Source organism: Pseudomonas sp. NPDC089422 (assembly GCF_044749405.1).
Taxonomy (GTDB): domain Bacteria; phylum Pseudomonadota; class Gammaproteobacteria; order Pseudomonadales; family Pseudomonadaceae; genus Aquipseudomonas.
Window position 1 is genome coordinate 32,695 of sequence record NZ_JBIVHW010000004.1, and the last position, 23,652, is coordinate 56,346.

The 23,652-nt window shown below is 64.9% G+C and carries 22 protein-coding genes; 12 read left to right on the forward strand and 10 right to left on the reverse strand.

Annotated features, from left to right (window positions below):
• Positions 1 to 63: 63 nt before the first annotated feature.
• The 3 genes from ACIPZ8_RS08790 to dinG form a co-directional block, all read right to left on the reverse strand.
• Positions 64 to 1,209, reverse strand: coding sequence for a serine hydrolase domain-containing protein (locus ACIPZ8_RS08790; protein WP_400721640.1), 1,146 nt, complete (start codon positions 1,207 to 1,209; stop codon positions 64 to 66).
• A 144-nt stretch (positions 1,210 to 1,353) separates the two neighbouring features.
• Entirely contained in the window at positions 1,354 to 3,591 is a 2,238-nt protein-coding gene (locus tag ACIPZ8_RS08795) for a beta-galactosidase (protein WP_400721643.1), read from the reverse strand.
• Between the two features lie 81 nt (positions 3,592 to 3,672).
• A complete protein-coding gene (gene dinG / locus ACIPZ8_RS08800) occupies positions 3,673 to 5,817 on the reverse strand; it encodes an ATP-dependent DNA helicase DinG (RefSeq protein WP_400721646.1) in 2,145 nt (714 codons plus the stop codon).
• 98 nt (positions 5,818 to 5,915) lie between these two features.
• Here dinG and ACIPZ8_RS08805 point away from each other — a divergent pair, with 98 nt between their 5' ends.
• The gene (locus tag ACIPZ8_RS08805; protein ID WP_294326291.1) at positions 5,916 to 6,380 is read left to right on the forward strand and encodes a CopD family protein; all 465 of its coding nucleotides are present in this window, start codon (positions 5,916 to 5,918) and stop codon (positions 6,378 to 6,380) included.
• 35 nt (positions 6,381 to 6,415) lie between these two features.
• Here the strand turns inward: ACIPZ8_RS08805 and ACIPZ8_RS08810 are convergent, their stop codons facing one another.
• The 4 genes from ACIPZ8_RS08810 to ACIPZ8_RS08825 form a co-directional block, all read right to left on the reverse strand.
• A complete protein-coding gene (locus ACIPZ8_RS08810) occupies positions 6,416 to 7,174 on the reverse strand; it encodes a collagen-like protein (protein WP_400721649.1) in 759 nt (252 codons plus the stop codon).
• Positions 7,167 to 7,442: a DUF1145 domain-containing protein gene (locus ACIPZ8_RS08815; RefSeq protein ID WP_079226805.1), complete on the reverse strand. Its 276-nt coding sequence runs from the start codon at positions 7,440 to 7,442 to the stop codon at positions 7,167 to 7,169. Before ACIPZ8_RS08815 ends, ACIPZ8_RS08810 begins: the two co-directional genes overlap by 8 nt.
• A gap of 101 nt (positions 7,443 to 7,543) precedes the next feature.
• Positions 7,544 to 8,257: an OmpA family protein gene (locus ACIPZ8_RS08820; protein ID WP_400721652.1), complete on the reverse strand. Its 714-nt coding sequence runs from the start codon at positions 8,255 to 8,257 to the stop codon at positions 7,544 to 7,546.
• 88 nt (positions 8,258 to 8,345) lie between these two features.
• On the reverse strand, positions 8,346 to 9,038 hold the full coding sequence (locus ACIPZ8_RS08825) for an OmpA family protein (RefSeq protein WP_400721655.1): 693 nt from the start codon (positions 9,036 to 9,038) through the stop codon (positions 8,346 to 8,348).
• 160 nt (positions 9,039 to 9,198) lie between these two features.
• Here ACIPZ8_RS08825 and ACIPZ8_RS08830 point away from each other — a divergent pair, with 160 nt between their 5' ends.
• From ACIPZ8_RS08830 to pdeM, 10 genes are all read left to right on the forward strand, one after another.
• Positions 9,199 to 9,693 (forward strand): DUF6231 family protein, encoded by a 495-nt coding sequence (locus ACIPZ8_RS08830; protein WP_400721658.1) that lies wholly within the window; start codon positions 9,199 to 9,201, stop codon positions 9,691 to 9,693.
• 2 nt (positions 9,694 to 9,695) lie between these two features.
• Positions 9,696 to 10,172, forward strand: a complete 477-nt coding sequence (locus tag ACIPZ8_RS08835) for a YchJ family protein (RefSeq protein ID WP_400721661.1) — start codon at positions 9,696 to 9,698, stop codon at positions 10,170 to 10,172.
• Positions 10,173 to 10,174: 2 nt separating this feature from the next.
• The gene (locus ACIPZ8_RS08840; RefSeq protein WP_400721664.1) at positions 10,175 to 10,648 is read left to right on the forward strand and encodes an LEA type 2 family protein; all 474 of its coding nucleotides are present in this window, start codon (positions 10,175 to 10,177) and stop codon (positions 10,646 to 10,648) included.
• Between the two features lie 7 nt (positions 10,649 to 10,655).
• Positions 10,656 to 10,856 (forward strand): SEC-C metal-binding domain-containing protein, encoded by a 201-nt coding sequence (locus tag ACIPZ8_RS08845; protein WP_023379046.1) that lies wholly within the window; start codon positions 10,656 to 10,658, stop codon positions 10,854 to 10,856.
• Between the two features lie 337 nt (positions 10,857 to 11,193).
• On the forward strand, positions 11,194 to 13,635 hold the full coding sequence (locus ACIPZ8_RS08850) for a penicillin acylase family protein (protein WP_400721667.1): 2,442 nt from the start codon (positions 11,194 to 11,196) through the stop codon (positions 13,633 to 13,635).
• A 213-nt stretch (positions 13,636 to 13,848) separates the two neighbouring features.
• Positions 13,849 to 14,865, forward strand: coding sequence for a ligase-associated DNA damage response exonuclease (locus ACIPZ8_RS08855; protein WP_400721670.1), 1,017 nt, complete (start codon positions 13,849 to 13,851; stop codon positions 14,863 to 14,865).
• Positions 14,862 to 16,520 (forward strand): ATP-dependent DNA ligase, encoded by a 1,659-nt coding sequence (locus tag ACIPZ8_RS08860; protein WP_400721673.1) that lies wholly within the window; start codon positions 14,862 to 14,864, stop codon positions 16,518 to 16,520. The genes ACIPZ8_RS08855 and ACIPZ8_RS08860 overlap by 4 nt, the downstream gene beginning before the upstream one ends.
• A gap of 98 nt (positions 16,521 to 16,618) precedes the next feature.
• The gene (locus ACIPZ8_RS08865) at positions 16,619 to 17,734 is read left to right on the forward strand and encodes a succinylglutamate desuccinylase/aspartoacylase family protein (RefSeq protein ID WP_400721676.1); all 1,116 of its coding nucleotides are present in this window, start codon (positions 16,619 to 16,621) and stop codon (positions 17,732 to 17,734) included.
• 67 nt (positions 17,735 to 17,801) lie between these two features.
• The gene (locus ACIPZ8_RS08870) at positions 17,802 to 20,252 is read left to right on the forward strand and encodes a ligase-associated DNA damage response DEXH box helicase (RefSeq protein ID WP_400721678.1); all 2,451 of its coding nucleotides are present in this window, start codon (positions 17,802 to 17,804) and stop codon (positions 20,250 to 20,252) included.
• A complete protein-coding gene (gene pdeM, locus ACIPZ8_RS08875) occupies positions 20,249 to 20,908 on the forward strand; it encodes a ligase-associated DNA damage response endonuclease PdeM (RefSeq protein ID WP_400721681.1) in 660 nt (219 codons plus the stop codon). Before ACIPZ8_RS08870 ends, pdeM begins: the two co-directional genes overlap by 4 nt.
• Here pdeM and ACIPZ8_RS08880 read toward each other — a convergent pair whose 3' ends face one another.
• The gene (locus ACIPZ8_RS08880) at positions 20,909 to 21,136 is read right to left on the reverse strand and encodes a hypothetical protein (protein WP_400721684.1); all 228 of its coding nucleotides are present in this window, start codon (positions 21,134 to 21,136) and stop codon (positions 20,909 to 20,911) included. It abuts the gene before it with no gap.
• Positions 21,137 to 21,235: 99 nt separating this feature from the next.
• The gene (gene dcd / locus ACIPZ8_RS08885; RefSeq protein WP_003258001.1) at positions 21,236 to 21,802 is read right to left on the reverse strand and encodes a dCTP deaminase; all 567 of its coding nucleotides are present in this window, start codon (positions 21,800 to 21,802) and stop codon (positions 21,236 to 21,238) included.
• Positions 21,803 to 22,130: 328 nt separating this feature from the next.
• On the opposite strand from dcd, the gene ACIPZ8_RS08890 reads away from it, so the two are divergent.
• Positions 22,131 to 22,340: a cold-shock protein gene (locus ACIPZ8_RS08890; RefSeq protein ID WP_003254922.1), complete on the forward strand. Its 210-nt coding sequence runs from the start codon at positions 22,131 to 22,133 to the stop codon at positions 22,338 to 22,340.
• 118 nt (positions 22,341 to 22,458) lie between these two features.
• On the opposite strand, the gene apbC is transcribed toward ACIPZ8_RS08890, so the two are convergent.
• Entirely contained in the window at positions 22,459 to 23,553 is a 1,095-nt protein-coding gene (gene apbC, locus ACIPZ8_RS08895) for an iron-sulfur cluster carrier protein ApbC (protein WP_400721686.1), read from the reverse strand.
• Positions 23,554 to 23,652: the final 99 nt, after the last annotated feature.

Consider the following 23,652-nt stretch of genomic DNA (forward strand, 5'->3'; position numbering starts at 1 on the left):
ACGCATTTCGGGCGTTGGCATTGAGGATAGTCAAAGGGGTTGCGTAATACCCGCTTTACCCGATCAAAGGCAAGTGCCAAGCACGCGTACCAGCTGCTGGGCTCTTGGATCCATGAGCACATAAGGGCCGAGGGTATTGACCACGAAACCAAAAGCCACGTCGTGCTCCGGATCGGCAAAACCAACCGAGCCGCCAGCGCCTGGATGGCCAAAGGCTCGGGCGCCGAGGCCGAAGGTGGCGTTGGCCACATCGGGCTGGTCGAGCATGCATCCCAGGCCAAAACGGGTCTGGGTCAACAAGGTGCGATCCTGGCCAAGGCTGTGTTCACGGGTCAGTTCGTCGAGCAGTTCGGATTCGAGCAGGCTGCCGTCGAGCAGGCCTGCGTAGAAGCCTGCCAGGCTGCGCGCATTGCCGTGGCCATTGGCCGCCGGCTGCTGCATGCGCCGCCATTCGGGCTTGTTGGTGCTGGTCAGGATTGCCGGCGGATTGGTGAAGGCGCGAGTCGACAGCGCCTCGGGCTCACGCATGGTCACCTGCAGCAGGCGCTGGGCTGCGGCATCACCCGCGTTGCCCTTGCCACGGGCAATATGCGCCACACGGTGGAACGCTTCGTCGGCCAGGCCGACATGGAAGTCCAGCCCCAGCGGCCGGGCGGTACGGGCGACGATCGACTCACCCGGGCCACGGCCATCAGCGCGGCGGATCAGTTCGCCGATCAGCCAACCGTAGGTGATGGCGGCATAGCCGTGCTCGGTGCCGGGCGTCCACCAGGGCGTTTCGGCGGCCAGGGCATCGACCATGGTTTGCCAGTCATACAAGGCTTCAGCCGGCAGCAGATCACGGATGGCCGGCAAGCCGGCACGGTGGCTGAGCAACTGGCGCAGGGTGATGTTCTGCTTGCCGGCCTGGGCGAATTCCGGCCAGTAGCGCGCCACCGGGGCATCCAGGGCAAGCTTGCCCTCACCCACCAGTTGCAGCGCCGTCACGGCGGTGAAAGTCTTGGTGCAGGAGAACAGGTTGGCGATGGTGTCGCTGTGCCAGGCCTGCTGGCCGTCCTTGTCGGCACTGCCCGCCCACAGGTCGACCACGGTCTCGCCACCGACCTGGATGCACAGCGCCGCGCCACGCTCCTGGGGATCCTCGAACAATGCCGCAAACGCTTCGCGCACCGCTTCGAACTTCAGCTCATAGTGACCCTGGATCTGCACCCGCTGTTCTCCGTACGACCTTGCTGACAAAGGCGTGCATTGTTTCAGCAGTTGGCGGTTTTGCCTACTGGGCAAGGGCGGATGGTCGGTGCCGAAACAGCAGTTTCATCTGTGCCAGGGGGCGCAAGCGCCCCCGGTAGACCTTCAGGGGGCGTTTTTCTCCAGCTCGGCGCGTAACTGACCAACGGCCTGCAGGTTGCTCTTGCGCACTGCCTCGACGAACCCCGGGTACGGCACATCGGTGATCGCCACCAGGCCCAGGTGGCCGTTCTCGCCATCAAGCAAACGCCCGCTGGCCGGTTGGTCGAGGTACTGGAACCAATGCACGCCGACGATCATCGGCTGTGCCAGGGCAGCCTTGAGGAAGTTGCCGTAAGCAGGCCCACGGTCCTCTTCCCTGGCCACTTCCACCGGCCCGGGCCAGAACGGCCCACGGTCGCGCGAACCGAACTGGAACTCAGACACCAGCACCGGCTTGTCGAGTTCGACCAGGCGGGCAAAGTCATATCCATCCTCGGGCTTGAGGGTATAGAAGTTGAAACTCAGGACATCGCAGAACTCGGCGCAGGCCTTGACCGCTTCCGGTGTGCTCACGGCGTAGCGACCGCCCAGCAGCAGGTGGTTGGGCGCATGCCACTTCAGCGCATCGGAAATGGTCTTGAAGTAGGTCTCGGCGAATACCTGCTGGAAATATTGGTAATCACGCTCGATTTCCGGGTGCTCGGGGTTGGGCAGCGGTGCCTCGAAGCCTGGGTCTTCCATCAGCTCCCAGGCCTGCAGGTCGATGCCCCAGGCCTTGGACAGCCCCTCCTGGTTGCGATACTTGTCGCGCAGCTGCTTGAGGAAAGCGCGCTTGGCCGGCACGTCGGTGGTCAGGCGCAGGGTGCCATAGGCCAGGCCATAGCGCGCCTTGGGGTCGCTGCCGGGTGCAGCCCAGGCCAATTCGTTGTCGGCGAAATAGCCGATCAGCCAGGGGTCGTCACGGTGATCGCGTGCGGCAATGGCCACGGCGCGTTCCGTGGCCATGGCAAACCGTGGGTCGAACGGGTCAGGCATGCGGCCCCACCAGTCCATGCCAGTGCTGATGCTGGCATAGTCACCGACGATCGACAGCGGCAAGGTATAGGCCATGCGTTTGGCCTGGCCGACGGCCGGGTCACTCCAGTTACCCAGGGTATTGAAGCCCCAGGCCTGCAGCCGGTCCAGCGTGTGAGCCTGCCAACGCTCGCCGTCCAGCGCCAGCGGTGGGCAAACGGGAGGTGCTTGCCCCTCCACGGCTGGCGGGCAAGGCTTGCCATAGGTGCGCTGGATATTCGCGGCGTAGAAGTCGAACCAACGCCCCTGCTTGAAGCTGCGCCCTTGCGACGAGGCGTTGCCATCGTCGTTATTGCCTTCACCATAAAAGGCCGTCAGCGCGTCGCCTTCACCTGGCAAGGCCTTGAACATCCCCTCGCGGCCGGCAACGTAGGTGCGCCCGCCATCAGCGGCCACGGCATTGACGCCCAACGAATAGAACGGGTGGCCTTCCGGCGTGACCAGGTACCAGCGGCCATCGCGCTTCTCCGTGCGGAAAAAACCCTTGGCTGCGAACGCCGGCCCGGCCAGCAAGCCCCCGTAGCTGTCCAGCTGCTGCTTCTGGCGGTCAGCCAGCCAGCTCTTGAGCTGCTGCTGTTCGCGAGTGTCAGCAGCCTTGAGCTGATCGTCGCTGGTGATCTTCTCGGGCCAATGCCCCCGGGTGGACTGGCCGAAGGTATCGATCAACTCGTGGTAGGCCGCCTGGTAGGCCTGGTCGTCGTCCTGGATGCCGACCTTCTCGATCAGCAGGTTCTGCGCCACCTTCGGGTTGGGTATGGTCAGGCTGACCGATACCACCTGCTTGAGGTCAACCTCACCGGCACTGCTGGTCAACAGCAACCGCTGCCCTTCGTAGACCCAGGGCATGGGCGGACCGGCACGCATGCCCTGGCTCAGCGGCGAACTGGCCTTGAGCGGCACCATGACCGTTTGCGCAGGCCCTGCAGGCAGGTCGATACGGCTGCTCAGCGTGCGCCCATCGCTGGCGAGCACCGTGACATCAACGGTCAAGGCCCAGTCCTGGGCGCTTTGCATGCGCAAGGTGAGGAACTGCCCAGCCGACCAGTCCCACACGCCGCTCTGCGGGCTCAGGCGCAAGGTGGGCCGTTCGACCGGGTTGAACACCACCCGCCTGAGCACCTCGCCTTCGGCCGTCTGCTCCGCGTTGTACTGCGGCATGCCGGTGCCTTCGGTCGCCACATTGACCACCGAGGCCGGGCGGACGAAGCTGAACAGCGTCTGTTGCCCGGCCAGCAAAGGCGTGCTGAACAACAGAGTGAATACCACGGGCAAGCTGCGGCGAATCATGGGGCTGAGGCTCTCCTTCCAGGCCCTCATGGGCCCGCGACTGAGTCATGGACAACGGGCCGGTGCTTCATGCTCCGGCCGTCAGGAAATTTCCCGCCGGAATGGCGGCAGCGCATTGAGAATAGCCTTGCCGTAGCGCTGCGTGACCAGACGCCGATCCAGCAAGGTGATGACGCCGCGATCCTGTTCGGTACGCAACAGGCGACCGCAGGCCTGGATCAGGCGCAGCGAGGCGTCGGGGACGGCAATCTCCATGAACGGGTTGCCACCGCGGGCTTCGATCCATTCGGCCAGTGCCGCTTCGACCGGGTCGTCGGGCACGGCGAAGGGGATCTTGGCGATGACCACATGCTCACAATAGGCACCTGGCAGGTCGACACCCTCGGCGAAGCTGGCCAGGCCGAACAGCACGCTGTGCTGACCATCGTCGACCCGTGCCTTGTGCTTGTTCAGGGTTTCCTGCTTGGACAGGTTGCCCTGGATCAGTACCAGCTTGCGCCAGTCGCGGTCCAGGCCGTCGAACACTTCCTGCATCTGCTTGCGCGAAGAGAACAGCACCAGTGCGCCACGGGCATCTTCGACAATGCTCGGCAGCTCGCGGATGATCGCCGCGGTGTGTGCCGCCGCGTCGCGCGGGTCGGCCTTGAGATCGGGGACCCGCAACAGGCCGGCATCGCCGTGCACGAACGGGCTGGGCACCACGCAAGTGACGGCATCGCGGGGAAGCCCCGAGCGCATGCGGAAGCGGTCGAACTTGCCCAGTGCGGTCAACGTAGCCGAGGTCACAAGGGCGCCGTGGGCGACACTCCAGAGGCTGCGCCGTAGCATTTCAGCGGCCAGAATCGGGCTGGCATTGACCTCGATGTCGAACAGCGCGCCGCTTTCGGCCAGGGTCAGCCAACGCGCCATGGGCGGGCTGTCTTCCGGGTCTTCGGCGGTGAACGCGGTCCACAGCTCCCAGTTGCCCTGGGCGCGGGTGACCAGGCTGCCGAACAGCGGGTACCACTCCTCGGCCTGGTGGCTGGCGATGCCGATGTTGACCTCACCGTCCATACCTTCCTTGAGCAGGTCGGCCAGGCGGGTGAACAGGTCATTGAGGCGGGCGAAGCCCTTTTTCAGCTCGATGCCGACTTCGCGAATCTGCTCCGGCACCACACCGCCCTCGAAACGGTAACGCGGGCGCTCCCGGCCTTCGGTGTCCTCGCTCGGGCGGAAGTCGGCAACCTGCTCGCACAGGGTGAACATGAACTGCTGCTGGGTGCGCACTTCCCGCGCCAGCTCCGGCACCTGTTCGATGTACTTGCCCAGGTCGCCCGGCAACGGGTGCTGGGCCAGCAGCTTGGTCAGGTTCTTGGCCGTCTGCTCCAGCCAGTCGGCAGTGGAGCGCAGGCGCGAATAATGGGCAAAGTGGCCGATGGCCTTGTCTGGCAGGTGGTGGCCTTCGTCGAACACGTACAGGGTGTCGCGCGGGTCAGGCAGCACCGCGCCACCGCCCAGGGCCAGGTCGGCCAGGACCATGTCGTGGTTGGTGACGATCACATCGACCTTGCCCATGCCCTCACGGGCCTTGTAGAACACGCACTGCTGGAAATTCGGACAGTGGCGGCCGGTGCACTGGCTGTGGTCAGTGGTCAGCCGCGCCCAGTCCTGGTCCTCGATCGCCTCCGACCAGCTGTCGCGGTCGCCGTCCCAACGGTTGCCGGCGAGCTTTTCGATCATGCTGTTGAACAGCTTCTGGCTACGCTCGTCGACCTCGATGTGGAAGCCTTCTTCTTCGAACAGCTGGGCAGTGGCCGACTGCGCGTGGCCCTCCTGCAGCAGGATGTCGAGCTTGGACAGGCACAGGTAACGGCCGCGGCCTTTGGCCAGGGCGAAGCTGAAGTTCAGGCCGCTGTTACGCATCAGGTCCGGCAGGTCCTTGATGACGATCTGCTCCTGCAAGGCCACGGTCGCGGTGGCAATCACCAGGCGCTTGCCGGCGGCCTTGGCAGCCGGGATCGCGGCCAGCGCGTAGGCGACCGTCTTGCCGGTACCGGTGCCCGCCTCCACCGCAACCACGGCGGGTTCGCCAGCACGGCGCCCTTCGTCGTCACAGGCGATGTCGCCGAGCACCTTGGCCACTTCGGCGATCATCAGGCGCTGGCCGTACCGCGGCTTGAGGCTCTTGGCTTCGAGAAAACGCGTGTAGGCGCCCTGGATGGTGGCTTTGAGTTCGTTGCTGATCATGGTCTGCAGGCGCCCGGAGGGCTGGATATATTTTCAGTGTTTCGCATGGGGCAGCTATCATACCCCGCTATTGCCCTTTGTGCCGCATGGAGATCCGGATGCTAGCCTTTGCCCTGCCCTACACACTGCATGTTCTCGCCGCCCTGGTATGGGTCGGCGGCATGTTCTTCGCCTGGCTGGTGCTGCGCCCGGCAACGGTTGCAGCCCTTGAAGGGCCTGCCCGGCTGCGGTTGTGGGTGGAAGTTTTCCGACGCTTCTTCGTCTGGGTCTGGCTGGCCGTGGCGATTCTGGCGATAAGTGGTATCGGCATGTTGCACATGCGCTTCAGCGGCTTCGAGACTGCGCCCAAGTATGTCCAGGTGATGATTGGCGGCGGGATTGCCATGTTCGCGTTGTTCATGCGCATCCAGGCATTGCTGCTGCCGGAGCTCAAGGCGGCGGTGCAGGCCGAGGACTGGCCGGCAGGGGCCGCCGTGCTGGGGCGCATTCGGCGGATGGTGGGGATCAACCTGCTGCTTGGCCTTGCGGTCGTCGCAGTGGCCAGTTCGCGACTGCTGATGTGATGTTGCGGGTGCCGGCGGTGGGCCGGCATCCGTTATCAGAGGCGCTGCAGGATCAGTTCACCCTCGGCGCCAGCCAGCCCCGGCTGCCCCTCCTGCCCCGGTCGGCCATTGGCCCCGGCATCGGTGCGATACACCAGGCAACCCTTGCTCGCCCCGCCTTTACCGGCCTTGCCGGCAGCCCCGGCCTTGCCCGGCGCACCGCCTTCCAGGCGCACCACGACGCGCTCCTGCGGGAACCCCTGCGGCAGACTCAGGCGAATCCGCCCGCCAGGCGCACCGTCATGGCCGTTGCCACCATCATCGCCATTCGCCCCTTTGCTTGCCTGGCCCCAGGCACAACCTCCCGCCTGGCCATTGGCGCCATCAAGGCCCACGTAACCTGGCGCTCCAGCGCCACCACGGGCATCGATGGCCAGGCGCTCGGCATCCACCTTGGCGAGCCTCAGCTCCAGGCTGCGCCCCGAGCGTGCAGCCCGTTCATAGCTGCCGGGCGCCCCTGGCGCGCTGATCTCGCTGCCCTCGCCCAGCACAGCATTGCGTACATCAATCAGCAGCGATGCTTCGGCGGGCGCAATGGCAATCCGCGCATCGCGGCCCAGTTGCAGATGATCGACCTTCAGCTCGGTCAATGTGGCCGGCAACAGCAAGGTCGCCGAGTCCGCCACTCGCAATTGCTCCAGGTGCACGCTGGCCGATTTGTTCGGCAGGCGCAGCATGGAATGGGCGGCAACCTCCAGGCTCTGCGCCTGGGCCATGGGCGCGGCCAACATCGCCAGCAACATCAATTTACGCATGGCGAGGCGCCTCCTGCGGACGGGGAATGGACATGACATGGAAGATGCCGGTCAGCAGGATCTGCAGCCGGTCGAACCAGCGATGGCTACGGCCTCGCAGGCTGCCATTGAAAAACAGCACTTCAAGAAAATGCAGGCTCAGCACCAGAATGCCCAAGGCATTGATCAACAGATTCAACGGCAACGGTTGCGGCATCATCAGGTTGAACAGCACCACGCCCCAGAACGCCACGGTCAGGACCTTGCCCAGGCCCAGGATGAACTTCATATCCCGCCCCTACGTGTCTATTTATTGTTATGTCTACGCGGCCCGAGCAAGCGTGCCGCGCAGCCAACACTACCTGCAAGCCCAGGCACGCGCCAGCACAGTCAGTTGAGGTGCAAGTCCACCCGTCGGTTGTGCGCACGCCCTTCATCGGTGGCGTTGTCGGCGATTGGCTCGTGGGCACCATGGCCCTCGCTGGTCACCTTCTGCGGCGCCAGGCCCTGACTGATTAGGTACTCGGCGACACTGGCAGCGCGGCGTTCGGAAAGCGCCTGGTTATAGCTGTCGGAGCCAACGTTGTCGGTATGCCCTACCACCTTGATGCGCGTGACCCCCAGCTCGTTGAGGCGTGGCAGCAGGCTTTTCAGGCGCTCCTCGCTCCCCGGGGTGAGGTCGGCGGAATTGAAGGCGAACATCACCTGACCCTGGTCGTCGAGGGTGATCACCTCGGGCTTGGGCTCTGGCGCGGGTTGGGATGGCGGATAGTGCGGCAGCGGGCAACCCATGTGGTCAACCGGGGTGTTGGCCGGGGTATCGGGGCAGCGATCACGACGGTCGAACACGCCGTCGCCATCTTCGTCGCCATCCTGGGCATAACAGATCAGCCCGCCGGTGATCGCGCCCAGTGCACCGAGACCCGCCGCCCAGCTCGAGTTCTCGATGGCGCCCAGGCCACCCCCCACCGCGCCACCGCGCAGGCTGCAGATGGGCCAAGTCCTTTGATTGAGAGGCGCACTGCCGTCACTGTGGGTGGCGCAACCTGCAAGCAGGCTGGTGACCACCAGCAACGGCATCGCCGCCTTCGACATTACACTCATGATGAATGCTCCTGTGTCATCGGCCGCAACCGGCTAGCAGGATTAAAGACGCGCCCGCGCCACTTCTCAAGGCGCGGGCGCAGGGTCGTCAACGCTGGATCTTGATCTCGGTACGACGGTTCATGGCACGCCCCTCGGCCGTGGCATTGTCTGCCACTGGCTGGGTTTCGCCAGCACCCACCACCGAAACGAAGCTGGCGCGAGGTACACCACTGTCGATCAGGTAATCGGTTACCGCGTGGGCACGGTGCTCTGACAACTTCTGGTTGTACTTGTCGGAGCCCACGCTGTCAGTGTGGCCGGTCACGGTCAGACGGGCGCTCGGGGCCTCTTGTTTCAGGCGCGTAGCGACCGTATTCAGGCGCTCCTTGTCGGCCGCAGTCAGGCGCGAGGAATTGAACTCGAAGTGCACATCACGAATGACGATCACTTCTTCTTTCTGCACCACCACTTCCTCGACCACAGGCGCCGGCTCAGGCGGACAACCATTGGCATCGACCTTCACGCCGCGCGGCGTATGCGGGCACTTGTCACGGCTGTCCGGCACGCCATCACCGTCCTCGTCGCCATCGCCGTGGGCCCAGCAATAGCCCGCCGCCAGGCCACCGCCGAGCAGCGCGCCCCAGCCAGCCCAGCTGGAACTCTCGATGGCACCCAGGCCGGCACCGGCGACGCCCCCGACGGCAGCACACTTCGGCCAGTCGGTTTTTTGCAAACCTGCACAACCAGTCAACACACTGGTGAGCAGTACCAGGGGTAACGCTGTGCGTACTATGCTCATTTTCGTAGCTTCTCCTAGGGGGAATCGGCATAAGACCGATCTCTGGGAGTAAAGACCGCGCAATCCATCCCTGCCAGCAATAAGCCACGACGCGGCCACTTGCCTCTATGCCGGCGGACAGCAGCCCGCTAGTCTTGGATGACTTGAACGAGGATTGGCAATGACCGACGGTTTTTCCCAGCGCACCCCGCAACAAGCCCTGGCCGCCCTGCTAGAGCGCTTCACCCCGCATCGCCTGCTGCTGGTGGGCACCCGCTTCCCGGCCCTGGACGCCTTTGCCCAGGCTCATCCCCAGGTGACCATCGAAACCTGCGCGCCGGGGCCATTGCCGGCAGCGCTGGCAGCGCAACGCTTCGACCTGGCGGTGCTGGTGGACTGCCTTGAACACTTGCCCAAACGCACCGGCCTGCAACTGCTGGGCGGCATCCGCAACCTCAACGCAAGCCGGGTTGCCGTGCTGGCCGACCTGCCCGCCTGCGGTTGGCAAGACACCGATTTCTTCTCCCTGGCGCTGTCGGCCAGCGAGAAATTCCGCCGTGACGAGCAGGTGTTGAGCTTGTTCACCTATGATCTACATGATTACAAGCAGGTCCCGGACTGGCTCAACGCCAAGTTCTGGGCCAACCCTGAAAACTTCGGCAAGTATTGGTGGTGATGATGAGTGTCTTGGTTTGCCCTTGTGGCAGCGGCAACCTGCTCGACGCCTGCTGCGGGCACTACCATGCCGGCACCCCGGCTCCCGACGCCCAGACGCTGATGCGTTCGCGTTACAGCGCTTATGTGTTGGGGCTGGTCGACTACCTGGTCGCCACCACCCTGCCGGCCCAGCAAGCCGAGCTGGACCGTGCCGCCATGGCGGCCTGGAGCGCCCAGAGCACCTGGCTGGGGCTGGAGGTGGAAAGCGCCGAGGTGCTCGGCGGCCAGCCCGAACACGCCTTCGTGACCTTTACCGCGCGCTGGCATGACCAGGAGGGCGACCATCAGCACCGCGAGCGGTCTGCTTTCGTGCAGCACGAGCGACGCTGGTACTTCATCGACCCCACCGTTGCGCTCAAGGCCGGCCGCAACGACCCCTGCCCCTGCGCCAGCGGGCAGAAATTCAAGAAATGCTGCGCCAGCTACGTCGGTAACTGAGCATGATCGCCGCCACCCGCCTGCTCTTGCTCAGCGCCTTGCTGGCACTGCTGGCGGGCTGTGCCAGCTGGGGCGAAGACTGGCGCGAGCCGCAGCTGCACCTGGACAAGGTGGAAACAGTGAAGGCGCGGCTGCTGCAACAGGAGTTCGTCCTGCACTTGCGCGTCGACAACCCCAACGACAGCCGCCTGTTCATTCGCAATCTGAACTATTCGGTATGGCTCGACGACCTGCTGCTGGCGCAGGACGAAGTCAGCCTCTGGCGCAGCGTCGGCGGGCATGCCCGGCGCACGTTCAAGATCACGGCGCGGACCAACCTGTGGCAACACCTCAAGCCACTGGCCAAGCTGCTCAAGAGCGGGCAGCCGCTGCATTACCGCCTGCAGGGCGAGCTGGAGACCGGGCTGATCTTCCATCAGGACCTGCACTTGTCGCGCAGTGGTGAGATAATCCCCGGCGATCTCATACCGGAGTAACCCTGCAATGACCCAGCAACCCCATGTTCATGGCCCGGACTGCAACCACGGTCACGATCATCATGATCACGACCACGGCCATGTACACGGCCCGCACTGCAACCACGGCCACCAGGAGCCGGTGCGCAACGCCCTAAAGGACGTCGGCCGCAACGACCCGTGCCCGTGCGGCAGCCAGAAAAAGTTCAAGAAGTGCCACGGCGCTTGATTTGCATGCCTTAAGCCATGTAGCGCCTGTGAGACCGAGCGCCGCCCGCGCGGCGCATCGCAGGCAAGCCTGCTCCTACATCTGTTTCGGGCCAGTAAATCCTGTGTCATTCGCGCGCGTACCCTTGGTGCATGACTCGAAATTGCGTCGTACAAACAAGGGATCGCGCGCCAATGCTTCAGGAGTAACTGGCCCGAAACAGATGTAGGAGCAGGCTTGCCTGCGATGCGCCGCGCGGGCGGCGCTCGATCTCACAGGCGCCGAAACTTTTTCGGCATGCTACCTTTAGCGCCTCTTAAACAACCCCTCTCCACGCCCTCCCGCAGGAGCCCTTGTCATGGCCGCCCCCGTCCTTCCTCCCTTCCGCCCGCGGTTCACTGCCGCCGCCACGCTGCTCGGCATGCTCGGGCTCGCCGGCTGCCAGATGGGTGGCTATCAGGACAGCGTGCCACCGACCACCGGTGTGCAGCCGCTCAAGGGCCTGGCGCAGAACGTCTCGGTCCGGCGCAATGCCATGGGCGCGCCGCTGATTGAAAGCAGCAGCTTCCATGACGCCCTGTTCACCCTCGGCTACGTGCATGCCGGCGATCGCATCGAGCAGATGCTCGCCATGCGCCTGCTCGCCCAAGGCCGCCTGGCGGAGCTGGCCGGCAGCGAAGCGCTGGATATCGACCGGCTGATGCGCGCCGCCAACCTCAAGCAGAGCGCCGCCCAGCAGTACGCTGATGCCTCGCCACGCCTGAAACGCTTCTTCGAGGTGTATGCCCGCGGGGTCAACGCCTACCTGTTCCGCTACCGTGACAAGCTGCCGGCCAACCTGGCCAGCAGCGGCTATCGCCCGGAGTACTGGAAGCCTGAAGACTCGGCACTGGTCTTCAGCCTGTATGCCTTCAGCCAGTCGGTAAACCTGCAGGAAGAGCTCAGCGCCCTGACCCTGGCGCAGAAAGTCGGCAACGACAAGCTGCCCTGGTTGCTGCCCGGCGCACCGGACGAGCCCCTGGCTGAGGCCGAGGTGGAAAAACTCAAGGGCCTGAACCTGAGCAGCCAGCTGCCAGGTTTGCCCGCGCTGGCAGCGGCCAGCCAGAAACTCGCGGACCTCGACCTGCTCGGCAGCCCCGGTTCCGCCAACCTGGCGCTGGGCCCGCAACGCAGCCGCAGCGGCAAGAGCCTGCTGGCCAGCGACAGCCGCGCAACCTGGGCACTGAGCCCGGTACAGATGCACACCGGCAAGTACCAGGTCGCCGGCCTGTCATTGCCGGGCCTGCCCATCGTGCTGGCCGGCTACAACGGCAAGCTGGCCTGGAGCAGCAGCGCGGTGATGGCCGACAACCAGGACCTGTACCTGGAACAGCTGCGTCATACCGGCAACCAGGTGACCTACCTGGCCGACGGCAAGTGGCTGCCGGCCCGCGCCCGCAGCGAAACCTTCTTCATCCGCGGCCAGCGCCCCGTGCGCGAGGTGATGTACGACACCCGCCACGGCACCCTGCTGCCCCAAGCGGGGAATGCCAGCCTGGGCCTGGCCCTGGGCCTGCCGCAGCTCAAGGGTGACCGTAGCCTCGACGCGCTGTTCGACCTGACCCGCGCACAGAATGTAGAGCGCGCCTTCGACAGCACCCGTGAAGTCGCCACTGCCGCGCTCAACTTCGTCTTCGCCGAGCCCGAACATATCGGCTGGCAAGTCAGCGGGCGCTACCCGAACCGCCGCGAAGGCCAGGGCCTGCTGCCGTCACCGGGCTGGGACGGGCGCTACGACTGGGATGGCTATGCCGACCCGATGCTGCACCCCTATGACCAGGACCCACCGGCCGGCTGGATCGCCCACGCCAACCAGCGCAGCCTGCCGCGTGGCTACGGCATGCAGCTGTCCAGCACCTGGTACTACCCTGAGCGCGCCGAGCGCCTGGGCCAGCTGGCCGCTAACGGCCGTCACGACAGCCGCAGCCTGATGGCCCTGCAGAACGACCAGGTGACGCTGCTGGCCGACAAGCTCAAGCAGATGTTCGACGCCCCCGGCATGGCCCAGCCGCTCAAGCAGGCGATCGACGCCCTCCCCACAGCCCAGCGTGACAAGGCGCGCGACGCCCTGGCCCGGCTGAAAGCCTTCGATGGCCGCCTGAGCCCGGTGTCGGCGGATGCGGCCCTGTACGAGCTGTTCCTCCAGGAAGTGACCCGGCAGACCTTCCTCGACGACCTCGGCCCGGAATCGAGCCCCGCTTGGCAAGCATTCGTCAGCAACGCCCGCCTGTCGTACTCGGCCCAGGCCGACCACCTGCTGGGCCGCGACGACAGCCCGTTCTGGGACGATCGCAACACGCCACAAAAAGAAGACAAACCGGCCATCCTCGCCCGCAGCCTGGCGGCTGCCGTGGATGCCGGCACCGCACAACTGGGCAGCGACCGCCGTGCCTGGCAATGGGGCAAGCTTCACCAGTACCGCTGGCCCGCCCCTGCCTACCACGGCCTGGGTGACGCACTGAGCCGCTCGCCGATGGCCGCCGGTGGCGACTTCAGCACCGCAGCCCTGACCCCTTACGCCTGGGGCAGCGATTTCGACACCCGCCTGCCGGCCTCGGCGCGGATGATCGTCGACTTCGGCCAGGCCGAGCCGCTGCAGGTATTGACCAGCAACGGCCAGTCGGGCAACCCGGCCAGTTCGCACTACAGCGACGGGCTGGATGCCTGGTTCAAGGGGCGGTTCATGAGCCTGCCGCTGCAGCCGCAGAACTTCGGGCGGGCCTACGGCAACCAGCGGTTAACGTTGGTGCCGGGGCGGTAAGGGATTTCGGAAACATCAAAAGGTGAGTCAGGGCAACCAAGTGCTCGCCGCTAGATTTTCAGCGCCTGTGAAATCGAGCGCCGCCCGCGCGGCGCTCGATCTCCCAGCCGCTGAAAACCTCCCGGCAGGCACTTATCAGCGCCAACTCCATCCGAACTTCCACACCCAGCCACGGCTCCTAACTGGTAACCCCCAAACCAGCGCACCCAAGCCATGGACCTCGTCATCGCCCGCCCCGAAGGCCTGTACTGCCCGCCCGGTGACTTCTACATAGACCCCTGGCGCCCGGTCGAGCGCGCCGTGATCACCCATGGCCATGGCGACCATGCCCGCACCGGCAATCATCACTATCTGACAGCCGCCCCTGGTGCCGGCATCCTGCGCAGCCGGCTGGGTCAGGACATCGACCTGCAGACCCTGCCCTACGGTGAACGCATCCAGCATCAAGGCGTCACCCTCAGCCTCCACCCGGCCGGACATGTGCTGGGGTCGGCACAGGTGCGCCTTGAGTATCAGGGCGAAATCTGGGTCGCTTCGGGTGATTACAAAGTCGAGCCGGACGGCACCTGCGCTGCCTTTGAACCCGTGCGCTGCCATACCTTCATCACCGAGTCCACGTTCGGCCTGCCCATCTACCGCTGGCCCAGCCAGGCGAACATCTTTGCCAGGATCAATGCCTGGTGGCGGGGCAACGCTGAGCAAGGCAAGGCCAGCGTGCTGTTCTGCTATGCCTTCGGCAAGGCTCAGCGAATTCTCCATGGCCTGGCCCCGGACATCGGGCCGATTCTCGTGCATGGTGCTGTCGAGCCACTGAACCGGGTATACCGTGAAGCCGGTGTGCACCTGCCGAGCACCCGTTATGCCGGTGATGTCCCGCGCAACGACCCACTGATGCGCCAGGCGTTGATCCTGGCACCACCGTCTGCTGCAGGTAGCAGCTGGATGCGCCGTTTCGGCGACTACAGCGATGCCTTTGCCAGCGGCTGGATGCTGTTGCGCGGTACCCGGCGACGGCGTGGTGTCGATCGTGGCTTCGTGTTGTCCGACCACGCCGACTGGCCGGGTTTGCTGTGGGCCATCGGCCAGACAGGTGCCGAGCGCGTCATGGTCACCCACGGCTCGGTGAATGTGCTGGTGCGCTACCTCAACGAACAAGGCCTGGATGCCCGCGCCTTCGTCACCGAATACGGCGAAGAAGATGACACCACGGTCGCGGAGCCTGAGGCATGAAAGCCTTCGCCGAACTGTACCTGCGCCTGGACGCAACCACCTCCAGCAATGCCAAGCTCGAAGCCTTGCGCGACTACTTTGCGGCAGCGCCCGCCGTGGATGCCGCCTGGGCCGTCTACTTTCTCGCAGGCGGGCGCCCACGCCAGATGGTGCCGACCCGTGTGCTGCGTGAGCTGGCCACGGCGTTGGCAGGGTTGCCCGAATGGCTGTTCGAGGAAAGTTACCAGGCCGTCGGCGACCTGGCTGAAACCATCTCGCTGCTGTTGCCGCAAGCCGCCCATGCCAGTGACGACGGCCTGGCACACTGGGTCGAAGCCCATCTGCTGCCCTTGCGCGGGCTGCCTGCTGAAGAAGTCCAGCAGCGCCTGCCGCCCTTGTGGGCGCAACTGGACCGCCCCAGCCTGATGCTGTGCCTGAAGCTGATCACCGGCAGCTTTCGTGTCGGGGTGTCCAAGCTGCTGGTTACCCGCGCCCTGGCACAACTGGCGGGGCTGGATGCCAAGCGCGTGGCCCAGCGACTGGTCGGCTATACCGACATCGGCCATCGCCCGACAGCCGCCAGTTACCTCAAGCTGATCGCCGAAGAATCCGCTGATGAACATCGCCAACGCGGTGGCCAGCCTTACCCATTTTTCCTGGCTCATGCCCTTCAGGCCCCGCTGGAGCAGTTCGAAGCCCTGCTCGGTCAGCCAGCTGCGTGGCAAATCGAATGGAAGTGGGATGGCATTCGCGCCCAGGTCGTCAAACGCGAGGGTCAGCTGTGGGTCTGGTCACGGGGTGAGGAGCTGGTCACCGAGCGCTTCCCAGAGCTGCACGGCCTGGCCGAAAGTTTGCCGGACGGCACGGTGCTCGACGGCGAGATCCTGGTCTGGAAACCGGGCGTCAGCGCCGAGGTACCGGCTGTGCAACCGTTCGCGGTGCTGCAGCAGCGCCTTGGCCGCAAGACCTTGGGCAAGAAACTGCTGGCTGACGCTCCAGTTGTGCTGCAAGCCTATGACTTGCTGGAATGGCAAGGCGAGGACTGGCGCAGCCGCCCGCAACATGAACGGCGCCAGCAGTTGCAGCGTCTGGTCGACGAGTGCCCGTTGGCCCCCCTGCTGCTTTCACCGCTGCTCGAAGGCAACGACTGGCGCGACCTGGCCCGGCAACGCGAGCAGTCGCGCAACCTGGGGGTGGAGGGGCTGATGCTCAAGCAGCGCGATGCCCTGTACGGTGTAGGTCGGACCAAGGACATGGGCCTGTGGTGGAAATGGAAGATCGACCCGTTCAGCGTTGATGCGGTGCTGATCTATGCCCAACGCGGCCATGGCCGCCGCGCCAGCCTCTACAGCGATTACACCTTCGCCGTATGGAACGCCCCACCCGGCACGCCCGATCGCGCGCTGGTGCCCTTCGCCAAGGCCTATTCGGGGCTCAGCGACGAAGAGATGCGCAAGGTGGATGCGATCATCCGCAGGACCACGGTGGAAACCTTCGGGCCGGTACGTAGCGTCACGCCTACCCTGGTGTTCGAGCTCGGCTTCGAGGGCATTGCGCTGTCCAAACGCCACAAGAGCGGTATTGCCGTCAGGTTTCCGCGGATGTTGCGCTGGCGCCTGGACAAGCCGGTCGAGGAAGCCGACGACCTGGCCAGCCTGCAGGCATTGCTGGTCTGAAAGAAGGCAACGCGGTGAGGCGCGTTATCGGAAATTATGCTTCTATCTTTGAGCCGACCCGTGTCGCAGACCGTTTTCGCCACGCAGCCAGGACCACCATGCACCATTCGACCCACGACCTGCTTTCGCCCGTACCGGGCATTACCCGCCAATTGCACAGCTTCCACTTCGGCCCACGCGGTGGCGCCAAGGTGTATATCCAGGCCTCGCTGCATGCCGACGAACTGCCCGGCATGCTGGTGGCCTGGCATCTCAAGCGCCGCCTGGCCGAACTGGAACAGCAGGGTCGCCTGCTGCGCGAGATCATCCTGGTCCCGGTGGCCAACCCGGTCGGCCTGGAGCAGGTGATGCTGGACGCGCCCCTGGGCCGTTTCGAACTGCAGAGCGGCGAGAACTTCAACCGCAATTTCGTCGACCTGTCCGACAGCATCGGCGACCAGATCGAAGGCCACCTGACCCAGGACCCGGCCCACAACCTGGCCCTGGTCCGCGAATACCTGCGCCGTGGCCTGGACGCCCACCCAGCGCGCACCCCGCTGCAGTCCCAGCGCCTGACCCTGCAACGGCTGGCCTGCGATGCCGATCTGGTACTGGACCTGCACTGCGACTTCGAAGCGGTCGAACACCTCTACACCACGCCGGAAGCCTGGCCGCAGGTCGAACCCCTGGCGCGCTACCTGGGCGCCCAGGCCAGCCTGCTGGCCACCGATTCCGGCGGGCAGTCGTTCGACGAATGTTTCAGTCTGGTCTGGTGGCAGCTGCAGCAACGCTTTGGCAAGCACTTCCCGATCCCGCTGGGCAGCGTTTCGGTCACCGTCGAACTGCGTGGCCAGGCCGACGTCAGCCATGACCTGGCCAGCCAGGACTGCCAGGCCATTCTCGACTACCTGACCCACGCCAGTGTCATCGAAGGCACTGCCGCCCCCCTGCCGGAGCTAGCACGCGCGGCCACGCCACTGGCCGCCGTCGAACCCGTGACCGCGCCCTTGGGCGGGCTGCTGGTGTACCACGCCCGCCCAGGTGAGCACCTGGAGGCCGGGCAGCTGATCGCCGAAGTCATCGACCCGCTCAGCGACCGGGTGACTGCCGTGCGCAACAGCCAGCCCGGCCTGCTGTATGCCCGCAGCGTGCGGCGCATGGCCACGGCCGGCATGGTCATTGCCCATGTCGCCGGTGAACAGGTGTTGCGCAGCGGTTACCTGCTGGCCAACTGATCAGGTAAAACCAATGCGTGCGGCGCATGGTCTGTAGAAGCACAGCCTTCTCAGGACTGCCGCACGCATGCCCACCTCTCCCGACCTTGCCAATGCCTGGTTCACTGCCCGTGGCTGGAAGCCCTTCGCCTTCCAGCGCCAGGTATGGGCCGCGGTTGGCCGGGGTGACTCCGGGCTGCTGCATGCCAGCACCGGAGCGGGCAAGACTTATGCAGTCTGGCTGGCGGCATTGCGTGCCTTCGCCAAGCCCTCCACCGAGCGCCAGCCCGCGGCACTGCAAGTGCTGTGGATCACGCCCATGCGCGCACTGGCCGCTGATACTGCGCGCGCCCTGCAAACGCCGCTGGATGAGCTTGGCCTGAACTGGACGGTCGGCGTGCGCAGCGGCGATACCGGCAGCGCCGAGCGCGCTCGCCAGGCCCGGCGCCTGCCAAGCACCCTGATCACCACGCCAGAAAGCCTGACCCTGCTGTTGACCCGGGCCCAGGCCACCAGCGATTTCGCCAGCCTGCGCCTGGTGGTGGTGGATGAATGGCACGAACTGCTCGGCAACAAGCGTGGCGTACAACTGCAACTGGCCTTGGCCCGATTGCGTCGCTGGCATCCGGGCCTGATGACCTGGGGCTTGTCGGCCACGCTCGGCAATCTGCCGCATGCCCTCGAGGCACTGTTGCCGGGGGGTGGCCAACTGGTGAAAGGCCGCCAGGACAAGCAGCTGGTGGTCGACACCCTGCTGCCCGCTGCCATCGAGCGCTTCCCCTGGGCCGGGCACATGGGCCTGAAGATGCTCGACCAGGTTGCCCAGCAACTCGACGCCAGCGCCAGCAGCCTGGTGTTCACCAATACCCGTGCCCAGGCCGAACTCTGGTACCAGGCCTTGCTCGACGCCCGCCCCGATTGGGCCGGGCAGATTGCCTTACATCATGCCTCACTGGCCCGGGCGACCCGCGACTGGGTCGAGCAGAGCCTCAAGCAGGGCACGCTCAAGGCCGTCATCTGTACATCAAGCCTGGACCTGGGGGTGGACTTCCTGCCGGTCGAACGGGTGCTGCAGATCGGTTCGGCCAAAGGTATTGCCCGCCTCATGCAGCGCGCCGGGCGCTCTGGCCACGCGCCTGGGCGCTGCTCGCGCATCACCCTGGTGCCAACCCATAGCCTGGAACTGGTGGAAGCTGCCGCAGCCCGCGCCGCACTGGCTGCCGGCCACATTGAAGCGCGGCGCTCGCCGCGCCTGTGCCTGGACGTTTTGGTTCAGCATCTGGTCAGCATGGCCCTGGGCAGCGGCTTTCGCCCCGGCGAACTGCTCGAGGAAGTGCGCAGCACCTGGGCTTACCGTGACCTGCGCGACAGCCAGTGGCAATGGGCACTGGCGTTCGTCAATCATGGCGGCCACGCACTGACAGCCTACCCCGATTACCAGCGTGTCGAAGCGCACCCCGACGGGGTCTGGCGGGTGGCCAGCGAGCGCCTGGCGAGGCGTCACCGCATGGGCATCGGCACCATCGTCAGCGACGCCAGCCTGCAGCTCAGGTATTGGAGCAAGGGTGGCGGCGGCAAGCACCTGGGCAGTGTCGAGGAAGCCTTCATTGCCCGCCTGCGCCCTGGCGATACGCTGGTATTTGCCGGCCGGGTCCTGGAGTTGGTGCGGGTAGAGGGCATGACCGCCTACGTGCGCCGCAGCACCGCGCGCAAGGCCGCCGTGGCGCGCTGGAATGGCGGGCGCATGCCGCTGTCCAGCGAACTGGCCGACGCACTGGTCGAACAACTCGATGCTGCCGCCCATGGGCGCTACCTCGGCCCGGAGTTGCAGGCCGTACGGCCACTGCTGGCCGTGCAGGCGCAGTGGTCGGCCTTGCCCACCTGCAACACGCTGCTGGCCGAAACACTGGGATCGCGCCAGGGCTCGCATCTGTTCCTCTACCCCTTCGCCGGGCGCATGGCCAACCTGGGCCTGGCCACCCTGATCGCCTGGCGGGTGAGCCGGGTGCAGCCACTGTCGGTCTCCATCGCAGTGAACGACTATGGTTTCGAACTGCTCAGCCCCAGTACCGTGGATTGGGCCCGCTGCCTGCCTGAGGCGTTGTCTGGCGACAACCTGCTGGAGGATGTGCTGGCCAGCCTGAACGCTGGCGAGATGGCATTGCGACGGTTCCGTGAAATCGCCCAGATCGCCGGGCTGGTATTCGGCGGCTACCCGGCCGCGCAAAAGAGCACGCGGCAGATTCAGGCCTCCAGCGGGTTGTTCTATGAGGTATTTCGCAAACATGATGCCGGCAACTTGCTGCTCGGCCAGGCCCGCGATGAAGTATTGAGCGAAGAGCTGGAGATCGAGCGCCTGCACCGCCAGTTGCTCAAGATGCAAAGCCTGCAACTGGACCTGCGCGCGCTGCAGCGGCCCGGCCCTCTGGCCTTCGCCCTGCTGGTCGAGGGCATGCGCGAGACCTTGAGCACGGAAAAGTTGGCAGACCGCATTGCGCGAATGGTGGCCGACCTGGAAAAAGCGGCAAACCGGTCATGAACAGTTATTTGTCGATCGAGCACTGCGGCGAAACGCTCTGGCTGTTGCCGGACAAGGCCATCTACTGGCCGGCCCGCCGCACCCTGCTGGTGGCTGACGTCCATATCGGCAAGGCCGCAAGCTACCGAGCCCTGCATCAACCCGTCCCGCGAGGCACCACAACCGCCACCCTGGCACGCCTGGATGCGTTGCTGAACAGCTATGACTGCGAGCAGTTGGTCATCCTCGGTGACTTCCTTCATGCGCGCGCCGCACATTCGCCCGGCACGCTGGCCAGTCTGTGCAGGTGGAAAAATAGCCATGGGGCGGTGAAGGTGGTGCTGGTGCGTGGCAACCATGATCGCCATGCTGGCGACCCGCCTGTGGAGCTGGGTATCGAGGCAAGGGATGAACCTTTGCTGCTGGAACCCTTCGCCCTGCAGCACGAACCTGTGCCTCACCCCACCCACCCGGTGCTGGCCGGCCATGTGCATCCGGCCTATGTGTTGCGAGGGCGGGCACGACAACGTCTCAGGCTGCCTTGCTTCCTGATCGACGCTCAGGTCAGCCTGCTGCCGGCGTTCGGTGAATTTACCGGGGGATGCTCGATTGAGCCTGGCTCAAGCGCCCGCGTGTTCGTCGCCGGGGGCGATCGGGTGTGGGCACTTGCCAACTAGTCAGGCTACGGGAGAGGGTGGCGGCTCGTCCGGCAGGGTCGGTTCACCCGGCTCCATGGGCGGATGTTCGCCTGGCTCCGGTGGTTGCGGCGTATCGGGGTCAGGCTGGTGCGGAACGCCTCCGGCCTGCAATGGCAGGGGGTGCGCCAGCAGTGACCATGCCAGCAACCCGATCTGGTTGGGCTGCAGTACGGCCAGCTTGGCACTGATTGCGGGGTTGAGTTTCATTGGCAGCTCCTGGACAAGGGCCGACACGCTGCATACGTATCGGCACTGTTCAAACTCTTGGAGTGCCATCAGGGAAACTAATTCCCCGCGCTCGTCGGATCAGGTGCGTGGCAGGGTGACGCCGCGCTGCCCCTGGTACTTGCCGCCGCGGTCCTTGTACGACACTTCGCATTCTTCGTCGGACTGCAGGAACAGCATCTGCGCCACGCCTTCGTTGGCATAGATTTTCGCCGGCAGCGTGGTGGTGTTGGAGAACTCCAGGGTCACGTGGCCCTCCCACTCCGGCTCGAGCGGGGTGACGTTGACGATGATGCCGCAACGGGCGTAAGTGCTCTTGCCCAGGCAAATGGTCAGCACGTCACGCGGAATGCGGAAGTACTCGACGGTGCGGGCCAGGGCGAAGGAGTTTGGCGGAATGATGCAGACGTCGCTCTTGATATCGACGAAGCTGCCGGCGTCGAAGTTCTTCGGGTCGACGGTGGCCGAGTTGATGTTGGTGAACACCTTGAATTCATCGGCGCAGCGCACGTCGTAGCCGTAGCTGGAAACGCCGAAGGAGATGACACGGCTGTCCTGCTCGCCGCGCACCTGGCGCTCGACGAACGGTTCGATCATGCCGTGTTCCTGCGCCATGCGGCGAATCCACTTGTCCGATTTGATGCTCATGGCGGGGTGTCCTGAAGAGTTGCGAGGGGAAAATCCAGACGCGCATCTTACCGGTCCCGGCGCCCGGGTTAAAGTTCCAGTGCCTGATCCCGCGCCGGACGGGGGCTGCAGCCGCCGTCGATCCGAATTTGCGTAAAGCGTTCACAGACCATTGGCAGCTCGTGGAAAGTGGGGTAAGGTGGCGCCACTGTGCTGCACGTGACACCGAGAATCTCTAGTTTGATGCACGATCCTGATCGGCCCATCGCTGAATTTTCTGCTCTCTTTGCGCTCAGTCCCGGCCAGGGTTTTTCCTGACCGTTATCAAATTGTCCAAGGAGACAGAAAAATGTCCAACCGTCAATCCGGTGTTGTTAAGTGGTTCAACGATGAGAAAGGCTACGGCTTCATCACCCCTCAGTCGGGCGACGACCTGTTCGTGCACTTCAAAGCCATCCAAGCTGACGGCTTCAAAACCCTGAAAGAAGGCCAGGCTGTTACTTTCGTCGCTACCCGCGGCCAGAAAGGCATGCAGGCTGAAGAAGTTCAAATCGCCTAAGTCGATTTAGCTTCCTAGCTTTCAAAAAAACCCGCCTTCTGGCGGGTTTTTTTATGTCTCAGCGAAAGCCGCTGCTGGCCTCTTCGCGGGCGAGCCCGCGAGAAGGCCAATTCGAGCTTCAGTCTTCGCTGATGGTAATGCTCGGCATCGCTGGCGCCGCCGCTTCCTGCAGCACGATCCGTGCGCCCACCTGGCGGGCCAGTTCCTGGTAGACCATGGCAATCTGGCTTTCCGGTTCGGCGATCGCCGTCGGCTTGCCGCTGTCGGCCTGCTCGCGGATCAGCATCGACAGCGGCAGCGAGGCCAGCAGGTCGACGCCATACTGCGCCGCCAGCTTCTCGCCACCGCCCTCACCGAACAAGTGCTCGGCGTGGCCGCAGTTCGAGCAGATGTGCACGGCCATGTTCTCGACTACGCCCAGTACCGGGATATTGACCTTGCGGAACATCTCCACGCCCTTCTTGGCATCCAGCAGGGCCAGGTCCTGCGGCGTGGTGACGATTACCGAACCGGCCACCGGCACCTTCTGCGCCAGGGTCAGCTGGATGTCGCCGGTACCCGGCGGCATGTCGATGACCAGATAATCCAGGTCGTCCCAGGCAGTCTGGGTCACCAGTTGCAGCAACGCACCGGACACCATCGGCCCACGCCAGACCATCGGCGTGTTGTCATCGGTGAGGAACGCCATGGACATCACCTCTACGCCATGGGCCTTGATCGGCACGAACCACTTCTGCTCACGGATCTGCGGGCGGGTCCCCTCGGCGATCCCGAACATCACGCCCTGGCTGGGGCCATAGATGTCGGCGTCGAGAATGCCCACGCGGGCGCCTTCTCGGGCCAGGGCCAGGGCCAGGTTGGCGGCGGTGGTCGACTTGCCGACCCCACCCTTGCCCGAGGCCACGGCAATGATGTTCTTGACGTTGGCCATGGCCGGCACCTGGGCCTGGGCCTTGTGCGCGGCGACCACGCAGTCGATCGACACCTGGGCCGAACTGACACCGTCGAGGTTTTCGATCGCGGTCTGCAGCACCTGGGCCCAACCGTTCTTGAACAGGCCGGCGGCATAGCCCAGTTGCAACTGCACAACGACCTGCCCACCCTGGATGTCGATGGCGCGCACGCAACCGGCGCTGACCGGGTCCTGGTTCAGGTAGGGATCGGTGTACTGGCGAAGCACGCCTTCGACGGCGGCACGGGTGACGGCACTCATGGACACTCCCATTGGCAAACTGAGTACGAAACAGACGCCTATCCTAACCCGTCAATCGTCAGCAGATGCGTGCTTGGGGTGAAATATCTTCGCCGGCCC